Here is a 17,955-nt window from a genome sequence, read left to right as displayed (position 1 = left end):
AGCCACCGTGATTCGCACGGAATGTAGTAAAGCGTAGGGTCTTTTTTGGTACGGAATTTGCTCTACTTAAGCTTCATGCCGACCATTGTGTCGGAATGGAGCGATCGAGCGGAACGGGATCGAACCGCGGACGGAGACATGAATGAGTAAGGTCGGCACGAGCGACTCCAAGAACACGCTATATTGCTCGTTCTGCGGCAAGAGCCAGCACGAAGTCCGCAAACTGATCGCGGGTCCCACGGTCTTCATCTGCGACGAGTGCGTCGAGCTCTGCATGGACATCATCCGCGAGGAGAACAAATCCTCGCTGGTCAAGTCGCGCGACGGTATTCCGACGCCGAAGGAAATCTGCAAGGTGCTGGACGATTACGTCATCGGCCAGAGCCATGCGAAGAAGGTCCTGTCGGTCGCGGTGCACAATCACTACAAGCGCCTCAACCACCAGACCAAGCACAACGACGTCGAGCTCGCGAAGTCGAACATCCTGCTGATCGGTCCGACCGGCTCGGGCAAGACGCTGCTCGCGCAGACGCTCGCCCGCATCCTGGACGTGCCGTTCACGATGGCCGATGCGACGACGCTGACCGAAGCCGGCTATGTCGGCGAGGACGTCGAGAACATCATCCTGAAGCTGCTCCAGGCCGCCGACTACAACGTCGAGCGCGCCCAGCGCGGCATCGTCTACATCGACGAAATCGACAAGATCAGCCGCAAGTCCGACAACCCCTCGATCACGCGCGACGTGTCGGGTGAGGGTGTGCAGCAGGCGCTGCTCAAGATCATGGAAGGCACGGTGGCTTCGGTCCCGCCGCAGGGCGGCCGCAAGCATCCGCAGCAGGAGTTCCTGCAGGTGGATACCACCAACATCCTGTTCATCTGCGGCGGCGCTTTCGCCGGCCTCGAGAAGATCATCTCGGCGCGCGGCCGGTCGACCTCGATCGGGTTCGGCGCCCAGGTGCTCGCGCCGGAGGATCGCCGGACCGGCGAGATCTTCCGTCACGTCGAGCCTGAGGACCTCCTGAAGTACGGCCTCATCCCCGAGTTCGTCGGTCGTCTGCCGGTCGTGGCGACGCTCGAGGACCTCGACGAGACCTCGCTGAAGAAGATCCTGACGGAGCCGAAGAACGCGCTGGTGAAACAGTACCAGCGGCTGTTCGAGATGGAGAACATCGAGCTCACCTTCGCCGACGAGGCGCTTGGCGCGGTCGCCCGCAAGGCGATCGAGCGCAAGACCGGCGCGCGAGGCCTGCGTTCGATCCTCGAGGCGATCCTGCTCGAGACCATGTTCGACCTGCCGGGCCTGGAGGGTGTGGAAGAAGTCGTGATCTCCCGCGAAGTCGTGGAAGGCACGGCGCGTCCGCTCTACATTTACGCCGATCGGTCCGATCGCGCGGTCGAGAACGCCAGCGCCTGATCTGACGGCGCTGGAACGCTCCAATCGTCTCCTCGAGTTGGCTGCGGAGCCGTGGTTCCGCAGCCGGTGTTGCGTCGCTTACCGCGTTGCGTAAGCGCCTGATGGCGCGCGTTTTTCAATGACTTGACACCCCCCGGGTCGATAGCCACCTAATGTCGGCGGCGAGCGAAAATTCTCTTCAAGATTCGCCTCAGTTCCGTTCCGGCGAGCCGGTCCAACCTGTAGAGGACCGGTTCTGCGGATCACCTCGGCACCTTGTGGCGGTTGCGCATGATCGCGGGCTGCGTGCAAGGGGGCAAAGCAAAAGGAAAAGGCCATGACCAATCCAAAACCCCGGCCAACAATCGTTCATGGCGAAGCACACGCCTATCCCGTGCTGCCGCTGCGCGACATCGTCGTCTTCCCGCACATGATCGTTCCGCTCTTCGTCGGTCGCGAGAAGTCGATCCGCGCGCTCGAAGAGGTGATGAAGAACGACGCGCTGATCATGCTCGCGACGCAGAAGAACGCGTCCGACGATGATCCGGCGCCCGATGCGATTTACGAGACCGGTACGCTTGCCAGCGTGCTGCAGCTCCTGAAGCTTCCCGACGGCACCGTGAAGGTGCTGGTCGAAGGGCTCGAGCGTGCGCGCGTGGCGAAGTACACCGACCGCGCCGACTATTATGAGGCGACCGCCGTCGCGCTTGCCGACACCGATGCGAAATCGGTCGAGGCGGAAGCGCTGGCGCGCTCGGTCGTGTCCGACTTCGAGAGCTATGTGAAGCTCAACAAGAAGATCTCGGCCGAGGTCGTCGGCGTCGTGCAGGCGATCACCGATTTCGCCAAGCTGGCCGATACGGTCGCCTCGCATCTCGCCGTCAAGATCGCCGATCGCCAGGGCATCCTGGAGACGCTGTCCGTCACCACGCGCCTGGAGAAGGTGCTGGGCCTGATGGAGAGCGAGATCTCGGTGCTGCAGGTCGAGAAGCGCATCCGTTCTCGTGTCAAACGACAAATGGAGAAGACCCAGCGCGAGTATTATCTCAACGAGCAGATGAAGGCGATCCAGAAGGAACTCGGCGACGACGACGGTCGCGACGAGCTCGCCGATCTCGAAGAGAAGATCTCCAAGACCAAGCTCTCCAAGGAAGCGCGCGAGAAAGCGCAGCATGAATTGAAGAAGCTGCGCCAGATGTCGCCGATGTCCGCGGAAGCGACCGTTGTGCGCAACTATCTGGATTGGCTGCTGTCGATCCCGTGGAACAAGAAGTCCAAGGTGAAGAAGGACCTGGAGCAGGCGCAATCAATCCTGGACTCCGATCATTACGGGCTGGAGAAGGTCAAGGAGCGTATCGTCGAGTACCTCGCGGTGCAGTCGCGCGCCAACAAGCTGACCGGGCCGATCCTGTGCCTGGTCGGGCCTCCCGGCGTCGGCAAGACCTCGCTCGGCAAGTCGATCGCGAAGGCGACGGGGCGCGAATTCGTGCGCGTCTCGCTCGGCGGCGTGCGCGACGAGGCCGAGATCCGCGGTCACCGCCGCACCTATATCGGCTCGATGCCCGGCAAGATCATCCAGTCGATGCGCAAGGCGAAGTCGTCCAATCCGCTGTTCCTCTTGGACGAGATCGACAAGATGGGCGCCGATTTCCGCGGCGATCCGTCCTCGGCGCTGCTCGAGGTTCTCGACCCCGAGCAGAACGGGACCTTCAACGACCACTATCTCGAGGTCGACTACGATCTGTCCAACGTGATGTTCATCACCACCGCGAATACGCTCAATATTCCGGGGCCGCTGATGGACCGCATGGAAATCATCCGGATCGCGGGCTACACCGAGAACGAGAAGGTCGAGATCTCGCGCAAGCACCTGATCCCGAACGCGGTGTCCAAGCACGGCCTGGACTCCAAGGAGTTCTCGATCGACGACGAGGCGCTGCTGCTTCTGATCCGCCGCTACACCCGCGAAGCGGGCGTGCGCAATTTGGAGCGTGAGCTCTCTACACTCGCCCGCAAGGCGGTGAAGGAGCTGATGATCTCCAAGAAGAAGTCGGTCAAGGTCACCGAGAAGACTCTGGAAGAGCTGCTCGGCGTGCCGAAGTACCGCTTCGGCGAGATCGAGAGCGAGCCGCAGGTCGGCATCGTCACCGGCCTTGCCTGGACCGATGTCGGCGGCGAGCTGCTGACGATCGAAGGCGTCATGATGCCCGGCAAGGGCAAGATGACGGTCACGGGCAATCTGCGCGACGTCATGAAGGAGTCGATCTCCGCGGCGGCGTCCTACGTCCGCTCGCGTGCGATCAACTACGGCGTCGAGCCGCCGCTGTTCGACAAGCGCGACATCCACGTGCACGTGCCGGAGGGTGCGACGCCGAAGGATGGTCCGTCCGCGGGCGTTGCGATGGCCACCGCGATCATCTCGGTCATGACCGGCATTCCGGTCCGCCACGATGTCGCGATGACCGGCGAGATCACGCTGCGCGGCCGCGTGCTGCCGATCGGCGGCCTCAAGGAGAAGCTGCTGGCTGCGGCCCGCGGCGGCATCAAGACGGTGCTGATCCCCGAGGACAACGCCAAGGATCTCACGGAGATTTCCGATGCGATCAAGGGCGGGATGGAGATCATCCCGGTCTCGCGCCTCGACGACGTTGTCGCCAAGGCGCTGGTGAAGAAGCCGACGCCGATCGTCTGGGAAGAGGACACCAAGGTGACGGTGAAGCCGGACGGCGATGAAGCCGCCGGCGGCCTGACCGCTCACTGAGTGTGCGGCTCGAAAATGATGATAAAACGGCGCCTTCGGGCGCCGTTTTTGTTTGGGGAAGGGGAGGAGGCCATGCACGTCGATGGGCAATGCCATTGCGGGAAGGTCGCGTTCGAGGCCGAGGTCGATCCGGAGGCAGTCTCGGTCTGTCACTGCACCGATTGCCAGACGCTGACGGGCTCGCCGTTCCGCGTGACGGCCATCTGCACCAAGGCCGATGTCCGCCTGACCCGTGGCTCTCCCAAAATCTACGGCAAGCGCGGCGACAACGGCCGCATGCGCTTCCAGCACTTCTGTGCCGATTGCGGTTCCCCGCTGCTCACCAGCGGCGAGGGCGACCAGGCCGACGATTGGGGCATCCGCTGGGGCAGCATCCGGCAACGGAACGCGCTACGGCCGGTGCGGCAGATCTGGTGCCAGTCGGCGGCGGTGTGGATCGATGCGGTGCCGCTGCTGCCGGGCCGGCCGCAGGATTGAGGGCTGAGCTTGCCGGGCTGAATTTCGCCGCGATAAGCCCGCCTTCGCCCGTTGGGCTTCGGCGCGGCAGCCTTCGCTCGCTTCGCGCCCATGACCTGCTGTGCTGGCCTGCCGAGCCGTAGCTCGCGAAGCGAGCGAAGGCTGGTGGGCGGTCACGGATTCGAACCGCGGACCCTCTCGGTGTAAACGAGATGCTCTAACCAGCTGAGCTAACCGCCCAATGGCGCCTCTTTAGCGCCCCGGCGGGTGCCGAAGCAAGGGCCGAGCGCGCCCGACCCGGCTGCAATTGCCGGCCCGGTGAGAGCTTTCATGCCGGACACGGCCAGCCCTGCAGCAGGTCCGCTGCAGGGCAATCTTTCTCGCAGCGCGGATCTCGACGTCCGGCCGAGGAGTCGGCGATCATGCTCTGGGTGTCAGGCTGTCTTGGTGAACATCGTCAGGACACCGTCGACGATGTTGATCGCGACGACTTGTGCCGAGCTCAAGCCCTTGGCCTTGAGCACGGATGCGGCCTGCGGCGTGGCGTCGATGGACTGCCGAAGCGACTGGATGTCCGTCTCGCTCGTATGCGCCACGAGTTCATCGACCTTCGCGCGCACGGCCGGCTGCAGTTCCTTGACGTCCACAACCTGTATGCTCCGTATCACCGTGCCGGACTGCGTGGATGGTTGCTCCGTGTCGGATTGCGATGATGCGCCCTGTGCGTGCACCAGGGCAGGTGTTCCCAGCGAGAGAGCTGCAACGATGACGGATGCCGTGAAGCTGCGCATGGTCATGCCTTTCCAGTTTGAGGAACGGCGAGCCTATCGAGGAAATCTGGTTGGCATCTGATTCCGGTGTGGCCGTTCGGTGAAACGAATGCGGCCGCAATGCGCGAGGGCGAGAGATGGCCGCCTCGGTTCCGGGAGAGCGTGCGCTGGACGTCGCGACGTGCTATCGCCGCTATGCCGCCGTAGAACCGTCAGGAGAAGGGCATCGCGTAATGGGACCGGGGGACAGCATGCAACAGCCCAGCGGACACGAGCAAAACGCCGACCAGATCGCTTATTGGAACGGGCCGAGCGGGCAGCGCTGGGCCGATCGCCATGAGGCGCAGGAGAAACTGCTTGGGCCGATCGCCGACGTGTTAATCGACCGCGCCAAGCCGAAGCCGGGCGAGCGGGTTCTGGATGTCGGCTGCGGCTCCGGCGCGACGACGTTTGCCTTCGCAAAGGCGGTGGCGCCTGGTGGCTTCGCGCTCGGTCTCGACGTCTCCGAGCCGATGCTGGCACAGGCGCGGGCGCTCGCGCCGAAGGGGCTGCCGCTCGATTTCGTGCTGGCGGATGCGACCGTTTATCCGTTCGAGCCGGCGAGCTTCGATCTGCTCGCTTCACGATTCGGCGTGATGTTCTTTGCCGATCCGATCGCGTGCTTCACCAATCTGCGTCGCGCGCTGAAGCCAGCCGGCCGGCTCGCCTTCGCCTGCTGGCGCGAGCCGAAAGAAAATCCGTGGGCGATGGCGCCGCTGATGGCGGTCTATAAGCACGTGCCGAAGATGCCCCCGGTTGGGCCGGAGGAGCCGGGCCCGTTCGCCTTTGCTTCGGAAGAGCGCGTCATGCGCATCCTGAAAGGCGCAGGATTCGTCGGCGCGGCGATGGAGCCGCATGATCTTCCGATGGATATCGCGATCGGTGGCGGGCTCGATGCGGCCGTGGAGGGCTCGCTGCAGATCGGCCCGGCCAGCCGTGCGCTCCAGGGCCATCCGCCGGAGACCTACGAGGCCGCCAAGGCTTCGATCCGCGAAATGCTCACGCCGTTTTTGAAGGGGCAGAGCGTGACGTTGCAGGGCGCGATCTGGATCGTGACGGCGAAGGCTGGCTAGGCCGCAGCTCTCTCCGCTGTCATTGCGAGCGGAGCGAAGCAATCCAGAGTCCCTCCGCGGACACAGTCTGGATTGCTTCGTCGCTTCGCTCCTCGCAATGACGACGGAGGCAGTGCAGCCGCCTCACACCACATCATCCGGTGCCAGCGCGCAGCCGTTGTCCGGATGGGTCTCCACCTGAAGCGTGGTGTGGCCGATGCGGAACGACGTCTTGAGGAGCTGCGTCGTCTCCATCAGGAATGCGTCGCCGCTGCCTGCCGGCATGACGAGATGGCAGGTCAGCGCCGTCTCGGTGGTCGAGATCGGCCAGACGTGGAGGTCGTGGATGGCGGAGACGCCGGGACGCGCGAGCAAAAAGGCCCTGATTGCTGCGAGGTCGGTACCCTTGGGCGCGGCCGCCATCGACATGTCGATGGAGCCGCGCAAGAGGCTGGTCGTGCTCCAGAGGATGGTGGCGCAGATGATGAGGCTGGTGATGGGATCGAGCCAGAGCCAGCCGGTCCAGATGATCAGCGCCGCCGAGACCACGACGCCGAGCGAGACCGCGGCGTCGGCGGCCATGTGCAGATACGCGCCTTCGATGTTGATGTCGTCCTTGCGTCCGCCAGCGAACAGCAGAGCGGTAAAACCGTTGATGAGGATGCCGATGCCGGCGACCACCATCACGGTGACGCCTGCGACCGGCTCCGGCTCGCGCAGGCGCAGGATCGCCTCCCAGCCGATGGCGCCGGTCGCGACCAGCAGGAACACCGCATTGGCGAGCGCCGCCAGGATGGTGGAGGCGCGAAAGCCGTAGGTAAAGCGGCCGCTGGGCGCGCGGCGAGCTGCGATCGAGGCGCCCCAGGCGATGACGAGGCCGAGCACGTCCGACAAATTATGGCCGGCATCGGCGAGCAGGGCGGTGGAGTTGCCGACATAGCCGTAAACCGCCTCGGCGACGACGAGCGCGGTGTTGAGCGTGATGCCGAGCGCGAACGCCTTGCCGAAATTGGCGGGTGCATGGACATGGCCGTGTCCACGGCCATGATCGTGTGTATGGCCATGCGCATGCGAGTGGCCCGCATGATCATGGTCGTGATGACCGTGGTGGTCGTGGCTGCCCAAATCTAGCGCTCCGCAGACGCCGCCAAATCAGGCGCCATTGTAGGCGTTTCATCTGCCGCGTCACGGCGGAACAGCACGTACAGCGCCGGCAGCACCAGCAGCGTCAGGACGGTCGAGGAGAGAATGCCGCCGATCACCACGGTTGCGAGCGGCCGCTGCACCTCGGCGCCGGCGCCCGTGGCGAGCGCCATCGGCACAAAGCCGAGCGAGGCGACGAGGGCGGTCATCAGCACCGGGCGCAGCCGCGTCAGCGCGCCTTCGCGCACCGCCTCCGCGACCGATCGCCCTTCGCTGCGCAGCCGCTCGATGAAGGCGATGATGACGAGGCCATTGAGCACGGCAACGCCGGACAGCGCGATGAAGCCGACGCCGGCGCTGATGGATAGCGGAATGCCGCGGAGCAGCAGCGCGGCAACGCCACCGGTCAGGGCCAGCGGCACGCCGGAGAACACCAGCGCTGCATCCGTAGCCGATCCCATGCCCATGAACAGCAGCAGGAACACCAAGAGCAGCGCCACCGGCACCACGATCGTCAGCCGCTTGGTGGCCGAGACCAGCTGCTCGAACTGGCCGCCCCAGCCGATCCAGTAACCCGGCGGCAGCTTGACCTTCTCGGCAACGGCCGCCTCGGCCTCCGCGACGAAGGAGCCGAGGTCGCGCGCGCGGACATTGGCCGTGACGACGATGCGCCGCTTGCCGTTTTCGCGGCTGATCTGGTTCGGCCCCGGCGTCGCATCGACGGTGGCGACCGACGACAACGGCACGTAGCGCATCTGGGCGAGGGGAGAGCTGGCCAGCGCCGTTCGAACGGCGCTGCCGGTTGCCGCCTCCTCGGCGGGCGGCAGCGGGATCGGGATCGCCCGGATCGCCTCGAGATTGCCACGCAGGTGCTCCGGCAGGCGCACGACGATGTCGAAGCGGCGATCGCCTTCGAACAGCTTGCCGGCCGACTTGCCGCCGACTGCGATCTCGACGATGCCCTGCACCTCGCCGACGCTGAGCCCATAGCGGGCGAGCGCCTGGCGGTCGAGGCGGACGGTGAGGATCGGCAGGCCCGCGACCTGCTCGATCTTGACGTCACTGGCGCCGCGGATGCCACGGATGGCGGCGTCCACCTGCTTGGCGGCGCCTTGCAGGATGTCGAGATCGTCGCCGAATATCTTGACGCCGACATCGGTTCGTACGCCCGAGATCAGCTCGTTGACGCGGAACTGGATCGGCTGGGAGATTTCATAGGCGCTGCCGGGGATCTCGTCTGCAGCATGCTCGATGGCCTCGACCACCTCCGATTTCGACTTGCCGGGGTCGGGCCATTCGGCGCGCGGCTTCAGCATGACGTAGCCATCGGTCTGCGCCGGCGACATCGGGTCGGTGGCGATCTCCGCGGTGCCGATGCGGGTGAAGAACTCCTTCACTTCCGGAACCTGCATGATGCGCTTTTCCAGCGCCTTCTGCAGGTCCAGCGACTGCGTGAGGCTGGTACCTGGAATCCGGATCGAGGCCAGCGCGACGTCCCCTTCGTCGAGACTCGGAATGAACTCGCCGCCCATGCGCGAGGCGGCGATGCCGCTCGCGGTCACGATGAGCACGGCGGACAGGGCGACGGCAAGCCGGTTATCGATGGCAAAGCGGAGCAGGGGGAGGTAGGCGCGCTTCGCCGCGCGCATGAACAGGTTTTCGTGCTCGGACACCTTGCCGGTGACGAAGATGGCGACGGCCGCCGGCACGAAGGTGATGGAGAACAGCACGGCCGCGCCCAGCGCCATCAGCACCGTCAACGCCATCGGCGTGAACATCTTGCCCTCGACGCCGGTCAGCGTCAGCACGGGCAAATAGACCACGGCGATGATCAGCGTTCCGAACAGGCTCGGCTTGATCACCTCGCTCGACCCGCGCAGGATCGCGCGCAGCCGTTCGGCGGTCGTCAGCAGGCCGCCCTTGTCGCGCTGGGCGGCCGCCAGCATGCGCAGGCAATTCTCGACGATGATGACGGCACCATCGACGATGATGCCGAAGTCGATTGCGCCCAGCGACATCAGGTTGGCGCTGACCTTGGTCTCGACCATGCCGGTGATGGTCATGGCCATGGACAGCGGAATGACGCAGGCCGTGACCACCGCGGCGCGGATGTTGCCGAGGATCAGGAACAGCACGGCCACCACCAGCGCCGCGCCTTCCAGCAGGTTGTTCCGAACCGTGCGGATGGTGGCTTCGACCAGGTCGGTGCGGTCGTAGACGGTCCGCGTCACGACGCCCTCGGGCAGCGACTTGGCGATGTCCTCCAGACGGGCCGCGACGCGGCGGGCCACGGTCCGGCTGTTCTCGCCGATCAGCAGCATGGCGGTGCCGAGCACGGTCTCCTCGCCGTTCCAGGTCGCAGCGCCCGTGCGCAAATCGCGCCCCTCGGTGACAGCAGCGACGTCCCTGATCCTAACGGGATTGCCGCCGCGCGAGCCGATCACGATGTCCTGGATTTCGCTGATCGTGCCGACCTGGCCCGGCGAGCGAACCAAATATTGCTCGCCGTTGCGCTCGATATAGCCGGCCCCGACATTGGCGTTGTTGGCGGCGAGCGCGGTCATCACGTCGCGGAAGCCGAGCCGGTAGGCCATCAGCTTGCCGGGATCCGGCAACACGTGGAATTGCCGCTCGAAGCCGCCGATGGTGTTGACCTCGATCACCCCAGGCACGTTGCGCAGCTGCGGCCGGATGATCCAATCCTGCACGGTGCGCAGATCGGTCAGCGAATAATCGTGTCCGCCTTGCGTCTTCGCGCCTGCCTTGGCTTCGACCGTGTACATGAAGATCTCGCCGAGGCCGGTCGAGATCGGACTCATCGCGACCTCGACGCCCGCCGGCAGCTGGTCCTTCACCTGCTGGATGCGTTCGCCGACGAGCTGCCGGGCGAAATAGATGTCGGTGCCGTCCTTGAAGACGATCGTCACCTGGCTGAGGCCGTAGCGCGACAGCGAGCGGGTGTAGTCGAGCTTTGGCAGGCCGCCCATCGCGGTCTCGACCGGGAAGGTGATGCGCTGCTCGGTCTCGAGCGGCGAAGAGCCGGGGGCGCGGGTGTTGATCTGGACCTGGACGTTGGTGATGTCAGGCACGGCGTCGATCGGCAGACGCTGGAAGTTCCAGGCGCCGAAGGCGATCGCGCCGAGCGCGAGGACGAGGACCAGCCAGCGCTGCTGCAGCGAGACGGCGATGAGACGCTCAATCATGCTCGGCCTCGCCCTTGCCCATCTCCGCCTTCACGACGAAGCTGTTTTCGGCGACGTAATGCTCTCCGGCCGAAAGGCCGGCCTTGATCTCGACATGGCGCGGATCGGAATCGCCTGTTTCCACGGGCCGGGCCTCGATCTTGTCGCCGTCCTCGCGCACGAACACGATGGTCTTGTTCTCCAGCGTCTGGATCGCGCTGCGGCGCACGGCGACCGCGACGTTGCGCGCCGCGAGGATCAGCCGCGCCGTGACGAACAGGCCGGGCCTCAGCCGTCCGTCCGGATTTGGCAGCACCACGCGCGCCAGCGCGGTCTGGGTCTCGCTTGAGCCGATCGGTGCCATGTAGGAGATCGTGCCCTTGATCTCGCCGCGGCCGTCGTCGGGATCGATCAGGACCTCGTCGTTGAGGCGGACTCGGCGGAGATCCTGCCGGTAGATCGACAGGTCGACCCAGATGGTGGAGAGGTCGGCGACCACGAAGGCCGGCTTCTGCTCGGAGGCGTATTCGCCGAGCGAGATCTGCCGCTCGATGATGGTGCCGGCAATCGGCGCCTTCAGCTCGTAGACGGTGAGGCTCTGGTTGCTCTCGATCGCGGCGAGCAGGTCGTCCTTGCCGACCTTGTCGCCGATCCGCCTCTGGATGGATTTGGCGAGGCCCGGAAAGCGCGGCGTCACCTGCACCACGGCTTCCTGGTTGGCGCGCAGGATGCCGTTGAAGGCGAGCGTGTCGGTCAGCGTGGCGCTCGCGGCTTCCGCCAGCGTGACGCCCGCGGCCGCCAGCTTGACGTCGGAGATGCGGATGCGGTCGGCGCCGTGCTCGTCCTGCTCGACGCGATCGTTCGGCTTCTTATGTTCGGAATGCTCGGCGTGTTCGCCGTGCTCGGTGTGCGCGAGCTTGTCAGGAGCGAGCAGGGAATAGCCGTAAGCGCCGAGCGCAGCGGCAATGACGGCCACGAGAATGGTGGAGGAGATTTTCATCGTGCGCTCTCCCGCGCCAGCGTGAAGGGATTGCCGACGAGGCCCTCGATGATCGCAACGCCGGCGTGGAAATTCTGCAGCGCCTCCTGCTCGCGCAACCGCGCCTGGGTCACGCTGGCCTGGGCGTCGAGCACTTCGAGCAGGGTAAAGCGGCCCTGGCCGTAGCCTTGCGAGATCGCCTCGGAGGCCTCGACGGCCTTGGGGATCGCGCTCTCGCGCAGCACCGCGAGCTCGCGCAGCGAGCCTTGCAGTGAGTCATAGGCGCGGCCGGCGATCACGATCAGCGCGTTGCGGTTGGCCTCGCGCTCGGCTTTGGTCTTGGCGAGGCTTTCCTGGGCCGAGAGGATGTTGCCCTGGTTCTGGTCAAACACGGGGATCGGCACGGAGACGGTCAGCCGCGCCGCATCGTCGCCCGTTTCGTTGAAGTGGCGCCAGCCGGCCGCGATCCGCACGTCTGGATAGGGCCTGAGCCGTGCCAGCAGCAGCTCGGCATTGCGCTGGGCGTAGACCGCGGTCCAGCGCACCAGCTGCGGATTGGCATCGATGGCCGCAACCACCGCCTGGAACGCCGGCGGGCGTCCGGTGGTGTCGAGCCGGCCGGACACCTCGCCGAATTTGGCGGCGGGATCGCCCATCAGCACCGCAAGCTCGCGCCGGGCGCTCGCCAGCGTCGCCTTGAAGCGTTCGCGGTCCGCCTTCACCAGGGCGGAGGCGACCTCGGCGCGGCCGGTCTCCGCCGGCGAGGAGGCACCGGCCTCGACACGGCGGCGCAGAAGCGGCGTCAGGCGGTCGATCGCGGCGATCTGCTCGTCGAGGATCTGGATGCGCCGCTGCGCGCCGAGCACACTGAGAAAGGCGATCGCGGTCTCCGACAGCACCTCCAGCCTGATCGCCTTGCGCTGGATCGCGGCGACCTCGACGCCGGCTGCACCTGCGGCAATCCGCGCCTCGCGCTTGCCGAACAGCTCGAAGGCCTGGCTGATCTGGAGCGTGGTCTCCGCCGCGCGCGTTCCGCGATATCTGCCGGAGCCGAATGAATCGTCCTGTTCGTAGGACAGTTCCGGATTGAGCAGGGCGCCCGCCTGGATACGCTGGCCCGTGGCGATGCCGACGTCGCGCTCGGCTGCCGTCAGGCGCGGACTCGCCGCCAGCGCGCGCGACAGCGCGCTTCGCATCGTCAAAGTCTGGGCGTGAGCGGGTGCAAGCGCCGATGCTGCAATCAGACACGCTGCCGCGCACGCCAGGCGCGCGGCCATTCCCCTGCAAAACATAAAATCGACCTGTGAAGGATGAACCTAATGGGCGCGGGGGCGCCCGACCAATCCGTTCAGGCAATAGGTCTGGGAGGGGGAGAGTCGGTATCGGGCACAATTCCGGCGAGGCGGGGGGCCTGTTGCGGGCTCGGTGCCGACACGAGCGCGATCGCTGCGGTCGATGGTGCCGGCTGTGCCACGGCCAGCGAAAAGCAGCCGTGGCAATGATGGCCGCCGATGGTCTTGTGGTCGCCATGGCCGGTAGCGCCATCGAGGACCGCGGCGATCTCCGAACCGCCGCGGGGCGTGGTGACGTCGATGTCGTGCGCGCCGTGCAGAGCGCCCGCGAGCAGATAGACCGCCGCGATCAGCACGGACAGCAGCCCGCGCGGAAAACGCGAGCGGCGGGATCCTGAGGGCTGACGGTTTGCGAGCACGAGGTCACTCTGGTTGCGGTCTGTGCCGGGCCTAGCATGGGTGCGGGAACAGTGTCGACCCGCAACATTGTTACGTCCCTGGAACAATTGCCGCAGCAGTGCATGCGCTGCCAGCGCCTGTCACTGGCGGACAATGACGGGCCGATGTGGCGCCATGGTTTCGATCGTGCGGGCCGGAGCTTCGCTGCCATCGTCACCTTCCATGGTGATGACCGCCCGACAGCTCGCTTCCATCGCCCGTTCCAGCCATTTGATGGCTTCGTCGATCCATTGGTCGTGGTGCTCGGGATCGGCGAGGGCCTTCTCCCGGAATGCATTCGCCTGATGCAGGCACGCCGTTCTGCGGTCCACGCGCCTCTCCTGATCTGGAGGTTCCGCCCTGATCGCATCATTGATGATCCCGTCTCCGGCGTCGTTAACATACGACAGAGGAGACGCGTCGGCCGCAACGCGGAAAGGCCCCGGCCGGACGAGCCGACTGGGGCCTCATGTGCTCACAATCTCTATCCCTAGGACTTGGACCGACAACCCGCATCTTCCAAGTTCGTTCCATACGCTCTGTCCAATTTGGAACGTTCCTCATACCTCGCGATTAGCAGAGAAACTGAGGAGGACGGACAATGGACGGACTGATTTACTTGATCGGCTTGATCGTCGTCATCATGGCGATCCTGTCGTTCTTCGGCCTGCGCTGAGAGCGCCGCGATGACGGTCGAAACTCTGATGCGGGAAGAGGTCATCGAAGGCGGCCTGGCAGCCGAGGCGCCTCGAACGATCCAGTGGAGCTCGGTGTTTGCGGGCGCGCTTGCTGCGAGTGCAATGTCGTTCATCCTGATCGGTTTTGGTGTCGCGGTCGGCCTCGGTGTCAGTTCGGCCTCGCCGAGCTGGCGCGATGCATCGGCAGCGTTGGCGCTGCTTTCCGGGCTCTATCTGATCATCCAGGCGATCGTCAGCTTCGGCTTCGGCGGTTACGTCGCCGGCCGAACCACCCGGTCTGAGCCCGCGTTCGCAACGATCGAGGATGACGGCGAGCGGCGAGACGGCCTTCACGGGCTGACCGCCTGGGCGCTGGCGGTCCTGGCCGGCGCGGCGCTGCTGGCGCTTCTCGGCGCCGCCGCGATCGACCGTTCGCCGATGCGCAGTTCGGCGAGCAACACCTCGGCGGCCGAGCCCTTGTTGAGCTATGAGCTCGACAAGCTGTTCCGCGCGCCGCGCCGCGCACCGAACACTGACCTGAGGGACGCGCGCGCCGAAGCCGGACGTATCTTGATGACCTCGTCCAGCCACAGCGGCGTCAGCACCGATGATCGGACCTATCTCGTGCAACAGGTCGCTGCCGTTACGGGACTGGCGGCCCCCGATGCCGAGCGGCGGGTCGATGCGCTGATCGCAGACTCGAAGACGGCCATCAACCGCGCGCGACGCAACTCGATCATCGTGGCGTTCTCGGTCGCAGCCGCGACCCTGATCGGCGCCGCGGTGGCCTGGGCTGCAGCCGTTGCCGGTGGCCGGCATCGTGATGGCGCACCGTTGCCGAACTGGATGGCGAGCGCCAACCGCTTCCACCGCAACCCGCGCGCGATGCCGGTGCCGTAGGCTAAATCGGGGGTGGGCCTACCTGTCCGCCCCCCCGCATGCCGCTGAACGAACCCCGCAACGAGGGCTGTGATCTCCGCCGGGCACTCCAGGCTCGGAAGATGGGCCACATCACGCAGCTCGCGGCCTTCTGCGCCCGGAATTGCCGCGACGAGATGACGGCAGCGGTCCTGCACATAGGGGAAATCGAGGTCACCCCATATGATGAGGGTCGGCACTGCGATCTCATGAAGCCGTTTGAAGAAGGGTCTGATGTCGACGTCCGATCCGAACGGCGGGTAGCGGAGTGCGATGCCGTTCATATCAAGGAACAGATCGCGAGCCGGACCGCCAACGCGACCTTCGGCAGCCCGTGGTCCGTCCAGCCAGAGGCGCGCCTTCATCGCGTTCATCCGATCAAGATCGCCTGACGCTTCGATCTCCTTCCATCGCATCATCAGCGTCTCGATGTCGGCGGGATGGACCGGATCGGGTGCACCCGCGACATTGGGGGCGATCAGAACCAGGGCGCGAACGCGCGAGGGATGCCGGACGGCGGCATCAAGCGCGATGCGCCCGCCAAGTGAGCAGCCGACGAGGATTGCGGGCTCGCCGCCTGCGGTTGCCTCCAGCACTACGAGGAGATCGGCGAGCGCGGAAAAGTCTTCGGGCTCGGCGCGGGTTTCGCCGAGCCCGCGTCGGTCATACCCGACCGCCCTGTGCGTGGCGCTCAATTCATCGAATTGAGTGCGCCACATGCGCCGGTCGCACACATTAGCATGAAGAAACACGACGGCAGGGCCGTCGCCTGCCACTTCTGTCGCGAGGCTGGCACGGCCGGACGCGACGTATTGCATCGAAGCGCGGTGATGATTCATTCCAGTCTCGTCGCGCTTCAGGCCTTCTCCTCCCAGATCATCGCCAGATGCACGATGGTCTCCACCGCCTTTTCCATGTCCTGCCGGCTGACCCATTCGAGCCGCGAATGGAATGCGTGCTCGCCGGCGAAGATGTTGGGGCAGGGCAGGCCCATGAAGGACAGGCGCGAGCCGTCGGTGCCGCCGCGGATCGCGGTGCGCATCGGGCGCAGGCCGGCGCGGCGGATCGCCTCGATGGCGTATTCGAGCACGTGCGGGTGACGGTCGATCACCTGCTTCATGTTGCGGTACTGCTCCTTGACCTCGAACGTGTAGGTCGAGCGCGGATAATCCTTCATCACGTCCTTGACGATGCCCTCGAGCAGCGCCTCCTTCTCCTTCAGCCCGTCCTCGGTGAAGTCGCGGACGATGAAGGAGAGCGTCGCCTGTTCGAGCGCGCCGTCGATGCCGATCGGATGCAGAAAACCTTGCTTGCCCGAGGTGGTCTCGGGCGAGCAGCCCTCCTTCGGCAGACGCTCGACGATGGCGGCGGCGATCTTGATCGCGTGCTCCATCTTGCCCTTGGCGTAGCCGGGATGGGCGCTGACGCCGTTGATGGTGATGGTGGCGCCGTCGGCCGAGAAGGTCTCGTCCTCGACGCAGCCGGCGCTCTCGCCGTCCATGGTGTAGCCGAAATCGGCGCCCAGCTTGTTCAGGTCGACATTGTCGACGCCACGGCCGATCTCCTCGTCCGGCGTGAACAGGATCTTGATGGTGCCGTGCTTCACCTCGGGATTGTTGATGAAGAAATGCGCGGCATCCATGATCTCGGCGACGCCGGCCTTGTTGTCGGCGCCCAACAGCGTGGTGCCGTCGGTGGTGATGATGTCGTTGCCGATCTGGTTCTTCAGCGCAGGGTGCTCATTGAAGCGGATCACCTGGCTGGTGTCGCCGGGCAGCGTGATGTCGCCGCCGCGATAGTTCTTCACGATTTGCGGCTTGACGTCCTTGCCGGTGACGTCGGGCGAGGTGTCCATATGCGAGCAGAAGCAGATCACCGGCACCTTCTTGTCGGTGTTGGCCGGGATCGTTGCGTAGACGTAGCCGTAATCGTCGAGATGCGCGTCCACAACGCCCATGGCTTTCAGCTCGGCAGCGAGCACGCGGCCGAGATCCTTCTGCTTCTCGGTCGACGGCGAGCTGGGAGATGCCGGATCGGACTGGGTATCGATGGTGACGTAGCGCAGGAAGCGCTCGGTCACGGTATGTGAAAAGGAGAGGGAGGACATTTCTGGTCAAACCGCCGCGTGTTCGGGAAGCTGGCGGTATATCAGAAAAGCGGGCCGGGATGCGGCCGGACCCGGGCTCGGGCCAAGCTTGACGTAAAGTGACCTCAAATCGCCTCCTTCAGCTCCTTCACCGGGCGGAACGCGACCTTCCTGGTGGCCTTGATGTGGATCGCTTCGCCGGTGGAAGGATTACGGCCGGTGCGGGCGGCGCGCTTGCGGACCTGGAGGATGCCGAGGCCGACGATGCGGACCCGGTCGCCCTTCTTGAGGTGCTTGGTGATCAGATCGACCATGTCGGTCAGGACGGCCTCGGCATGCTTTTTGGAGACGTCCTGGCGCTCGGCAATGTCGGCGGCGAGGTGCTTGAGCGTGATCGTGGCGGGCGCGGCCGCCTTCTTCGCCGAATCCTTCTTAGCCGGATCCTTCTTAGCCATGTCTGGCCTCCTCGATCTTGCAGGTCGTCCAGAGGGAGATGGGCCCCTGACCCGCAAGTTCCCGGAGGCGTAGACGATTCGGGACCGGACTGACTACGCCGCCGGCGTTGCCGAGGGCCGCGTTCGTGTGTGCCAGCACTGGAATCCGCTGGTTTGAGCTGTGGATGCAACATCCTTGACTTCACCAGATCGGGCCTTTAAGTCCCCCCTCGTTCCGCAGACATTGCGTGTCACGCGGGAGTAGCTCAGTTGGTTAGAGCGCCGGCCTGTCACGCCGGAGGTCGCGGGTTCGAGCCCCGTCTCTCGCGCCATTT

General features: G+C 65.4%; 14 protein-coding genes, 2 tRNA genes and 1 pseudogene. 6 read left to right on the top strand and 11 right to left on the bottom strand.

The genetic code is table 11. From position 1 onward, the window contains the following. Positions 1–142: 142 nt before the first annotated feature. The 3 genes from clpX (at position 143) to P0R31_RS04335 (ending at position 4,631) form a co-directional block, all read left to right on the top strand. Positions 143–1,414, top strand: a complete 1,272-nt coding sequence (gene clpX / locus P0R31_RS04345) for an ATP-dependent Clp protease ATP-binding subunit ClpX (RefSeq protein WP_008547851.1) — start codon at positions 143–145, stop codon at positions 1,412–1,414. A 316-nt stretch (positions 1,415–1,730) separates the two neighbouring features. Further along, positions 1,731–4,154 carry an endopeptidase La gene (lon, locus tag P0R31_RS04340; protein WP_275513006.1) on the top strand — a complete coding sequence of 808 codons (2,424 nt, stop codon included), beginning with the start codon at positions 1,731–1,733 and terminating at the stop codon, positions 4,152–4,154. Positions 4,155–4,226: 72 nt separating this feature from the next. Beyond that, a complete protein-coding gene (locus P0R31_RS04335) occupies positions 4,227–4,631 on the top strand; it encodes a GFA family protein (protein WP_275513005.1) in 405 nt (134 codons plus the stop codon). Between the two features lie 142 nt (positions 4,632–4,773). Here P0R31_RS04335 and P0R31_RS04330 read toward each other — a convergent pair. Next, positions 4,774–4,850: transfer RNA gene (locus P0R31_RS04330), tRNA-Val, on the bottom strand. A gap of 194 nt (positions 4,851–5,044) precedes the next feature. Next, entirely contained in the window at positions 5,045–5,407 is a 363-nt protein-coding gene (locus tag P0R31_RS04325; RefSeq protein ID WP_275513004.1) for a hypothetical protein, read from the bottom strand. 224 nt (positions 5,408–5,631) lie between these two features. Here P0R31_RS04325 and P0R31_RS04320 point away from each other — a divergent pair, with 224 nt between their 5' ends. Beyond that, on the top strand, positions 5,632–6,492 hold the full coding sequence (locus tag P0R31_RS04320; RefSeq protein ID WP_275513003.1) for a class I SAM-dependent methyltransferase: 861 nt from the start codon (positions 5,632–5,634) through the stop codon (positions 6,490–6,492). Between the two features lie 123 nt (positions 6,493–6,615). Here the strand turns inward: P0R31_RS04320 and P0R31_RS04315 are convergent, their stop codons facing one another. The 6 genes from P0R31_RS04315 to P0R31_RS04290 form a co-directional block, all read right to left on the bottom strand. After that, positions 6,616–7,596, bottom strand: a complete 981-nt coding sequence (locus tag P0R31_RS04315; RefSeq protein ID WP_275513002.1) for a cation diffusion facilitator family transporter — start codon at positions 7,594–7,596, stop codon at positions 6,616–6,618. A 2-nt stretch (positions 7,597–7,598) separates the two neighbouring features. Continuing rightward, positions 7,599–10,817, bottom strand: a complete 3,219-nt coding sequence (locus tag P0R31_RS04310) for an efflux RND transporter permease subunit (protein WP_275513001.1) — start codon at positions 10,815–10,817, stop codon at positions 7,599–7,601. Beyond that, entirely contained in the window at positions 10,810–11,796 is a 987-nt protein-coding gene (gene ihpB / locus P0R31_RS04305; RefSeq protein ID WP_275513000.1) for a divalent metal ion exporter adaptor subunit IhpB, read from the bottom strand. The genes P0R31_RS04310 and ihpB overlap by 8 nt, the downstream gene beginning before the upstream one ends. After that, a complete protein-coding gene (ihpA, locus tag P0R31_RS04300) occupies positions 11,793–13,067 on the bottom strand; it encodes a divalent metal ion exporter subunit IhpA (RefSeq protein ID WP_275512999.1) in 1,275 nt (424 codons plus the stop codon). Before ihpA ends, ihpB begins: the two co-directional genes overlap by 4 nt. A gap of 56 nt (positions 13,068–13,123) precedes the next feature. Next, on the bottom strand, positions 13,124–13,486 hold the full coding sequence (locus P0R31_RS04295; RefSeq protein WP_275512998.1) for a hypothetical protein: 363 nt from the start codon (positions 13,484–13,486) through the stop codon (positions 13,124–13,126). 120 nt (positions 13,487–13,606) lie between these two features. After that, a complete protein-coding gene (locus P0R31_RS04290; RefSeq protein ID WP_036025354.1) occupies positions 13,607–13,837 on the bottom strand; it encodes a hypothetical protein in 231 nt (76 codons plus the stop codon). Between the two features lie 354 nt (positions 13,838–14,191). Between P0R31_RS04290 and P0R31_RS04285 the strand changes: the two genes are divergently transcribed. Further along, positions 14,192–15,082 carry a hypothetical protein gene (locus P0R31_RS04285; protein WP_275512997.1) on the top strand — a complete coding sequence of 297 codons (891 nt, stop codon included), beginning with the start codon at positions 14,192–14,194 and terminating at the stop codon, positions 15,080–15,082. Positions 15,083–15,213: 131 nt separating this feature from the next. On the opposite strand, the pseudogene P0R31_RS04280 reads toward P0R31_RS04285, so the two are convergent. The 3 genes and pseudogenes from P0R31_RS04280 to P0R31_RS04270 all read right to left on the bottom strand — a co-directional run. Next, positions 15,214–15,819, bottom strand: a pseudogene (locus P0R31_RS04280) (alpha/beta fold hydrolase); the annotation flags it as partial. Positions 15,820–15,956: 137 nt separating this feature from the next. Further along, positions 15,957–17,207 carry a peptidase T gene (gene pepT / locus P0R31_RS04275; protein WP_275512996.1) on the bottom strand — a complete coding sequence of 417 codons (1,251 nt, stop codon included), beginning with the start codon at positions 17,205–17,207 and terminating at the stop codon, positions 15,957–15,959. A gap of 104 nt (positions 17,208–17,311) precedes the next feature. Next, positions 17,312–17,641, bottom strand: a complete 330-nt coding sequence (locus P0R31_RS04270; RefSeq protein ID WP_036010212.1) for an HU family DNA-binding protein — start codon at positions 17,639–17,641, stop codon at positions 17,312–17,314. A 234-nt stretch (positions 17,642–17,875) separates the two neighbouring features. On the opposite strand from P0R31_RS04270, the gene P0R31_RS04265 reads away from it, so the two are divergent. Next, a tRNA-Asp gene (locus P0R31_RS04265) sits at positions 17,876–17,952 on the top strand. Positions 17,953–17,955 lie beyond the last annotated feature (3 nt).

Source organism: Bradyrhizobium yuanmingense (assembly GCF_029167105.1).
GTDB classification, from domain to species: domain Bacteria; phylum Pseudomonadota; class Alphaproteobacteria; order Rhizobiales; family Xanthobacteraceae; genus Bradyrhizobium; species Bradyrhizobium yuanmingense_A.
This window is presented reverse-complemented; position numbering and strand designations above follow the sequence as displayed.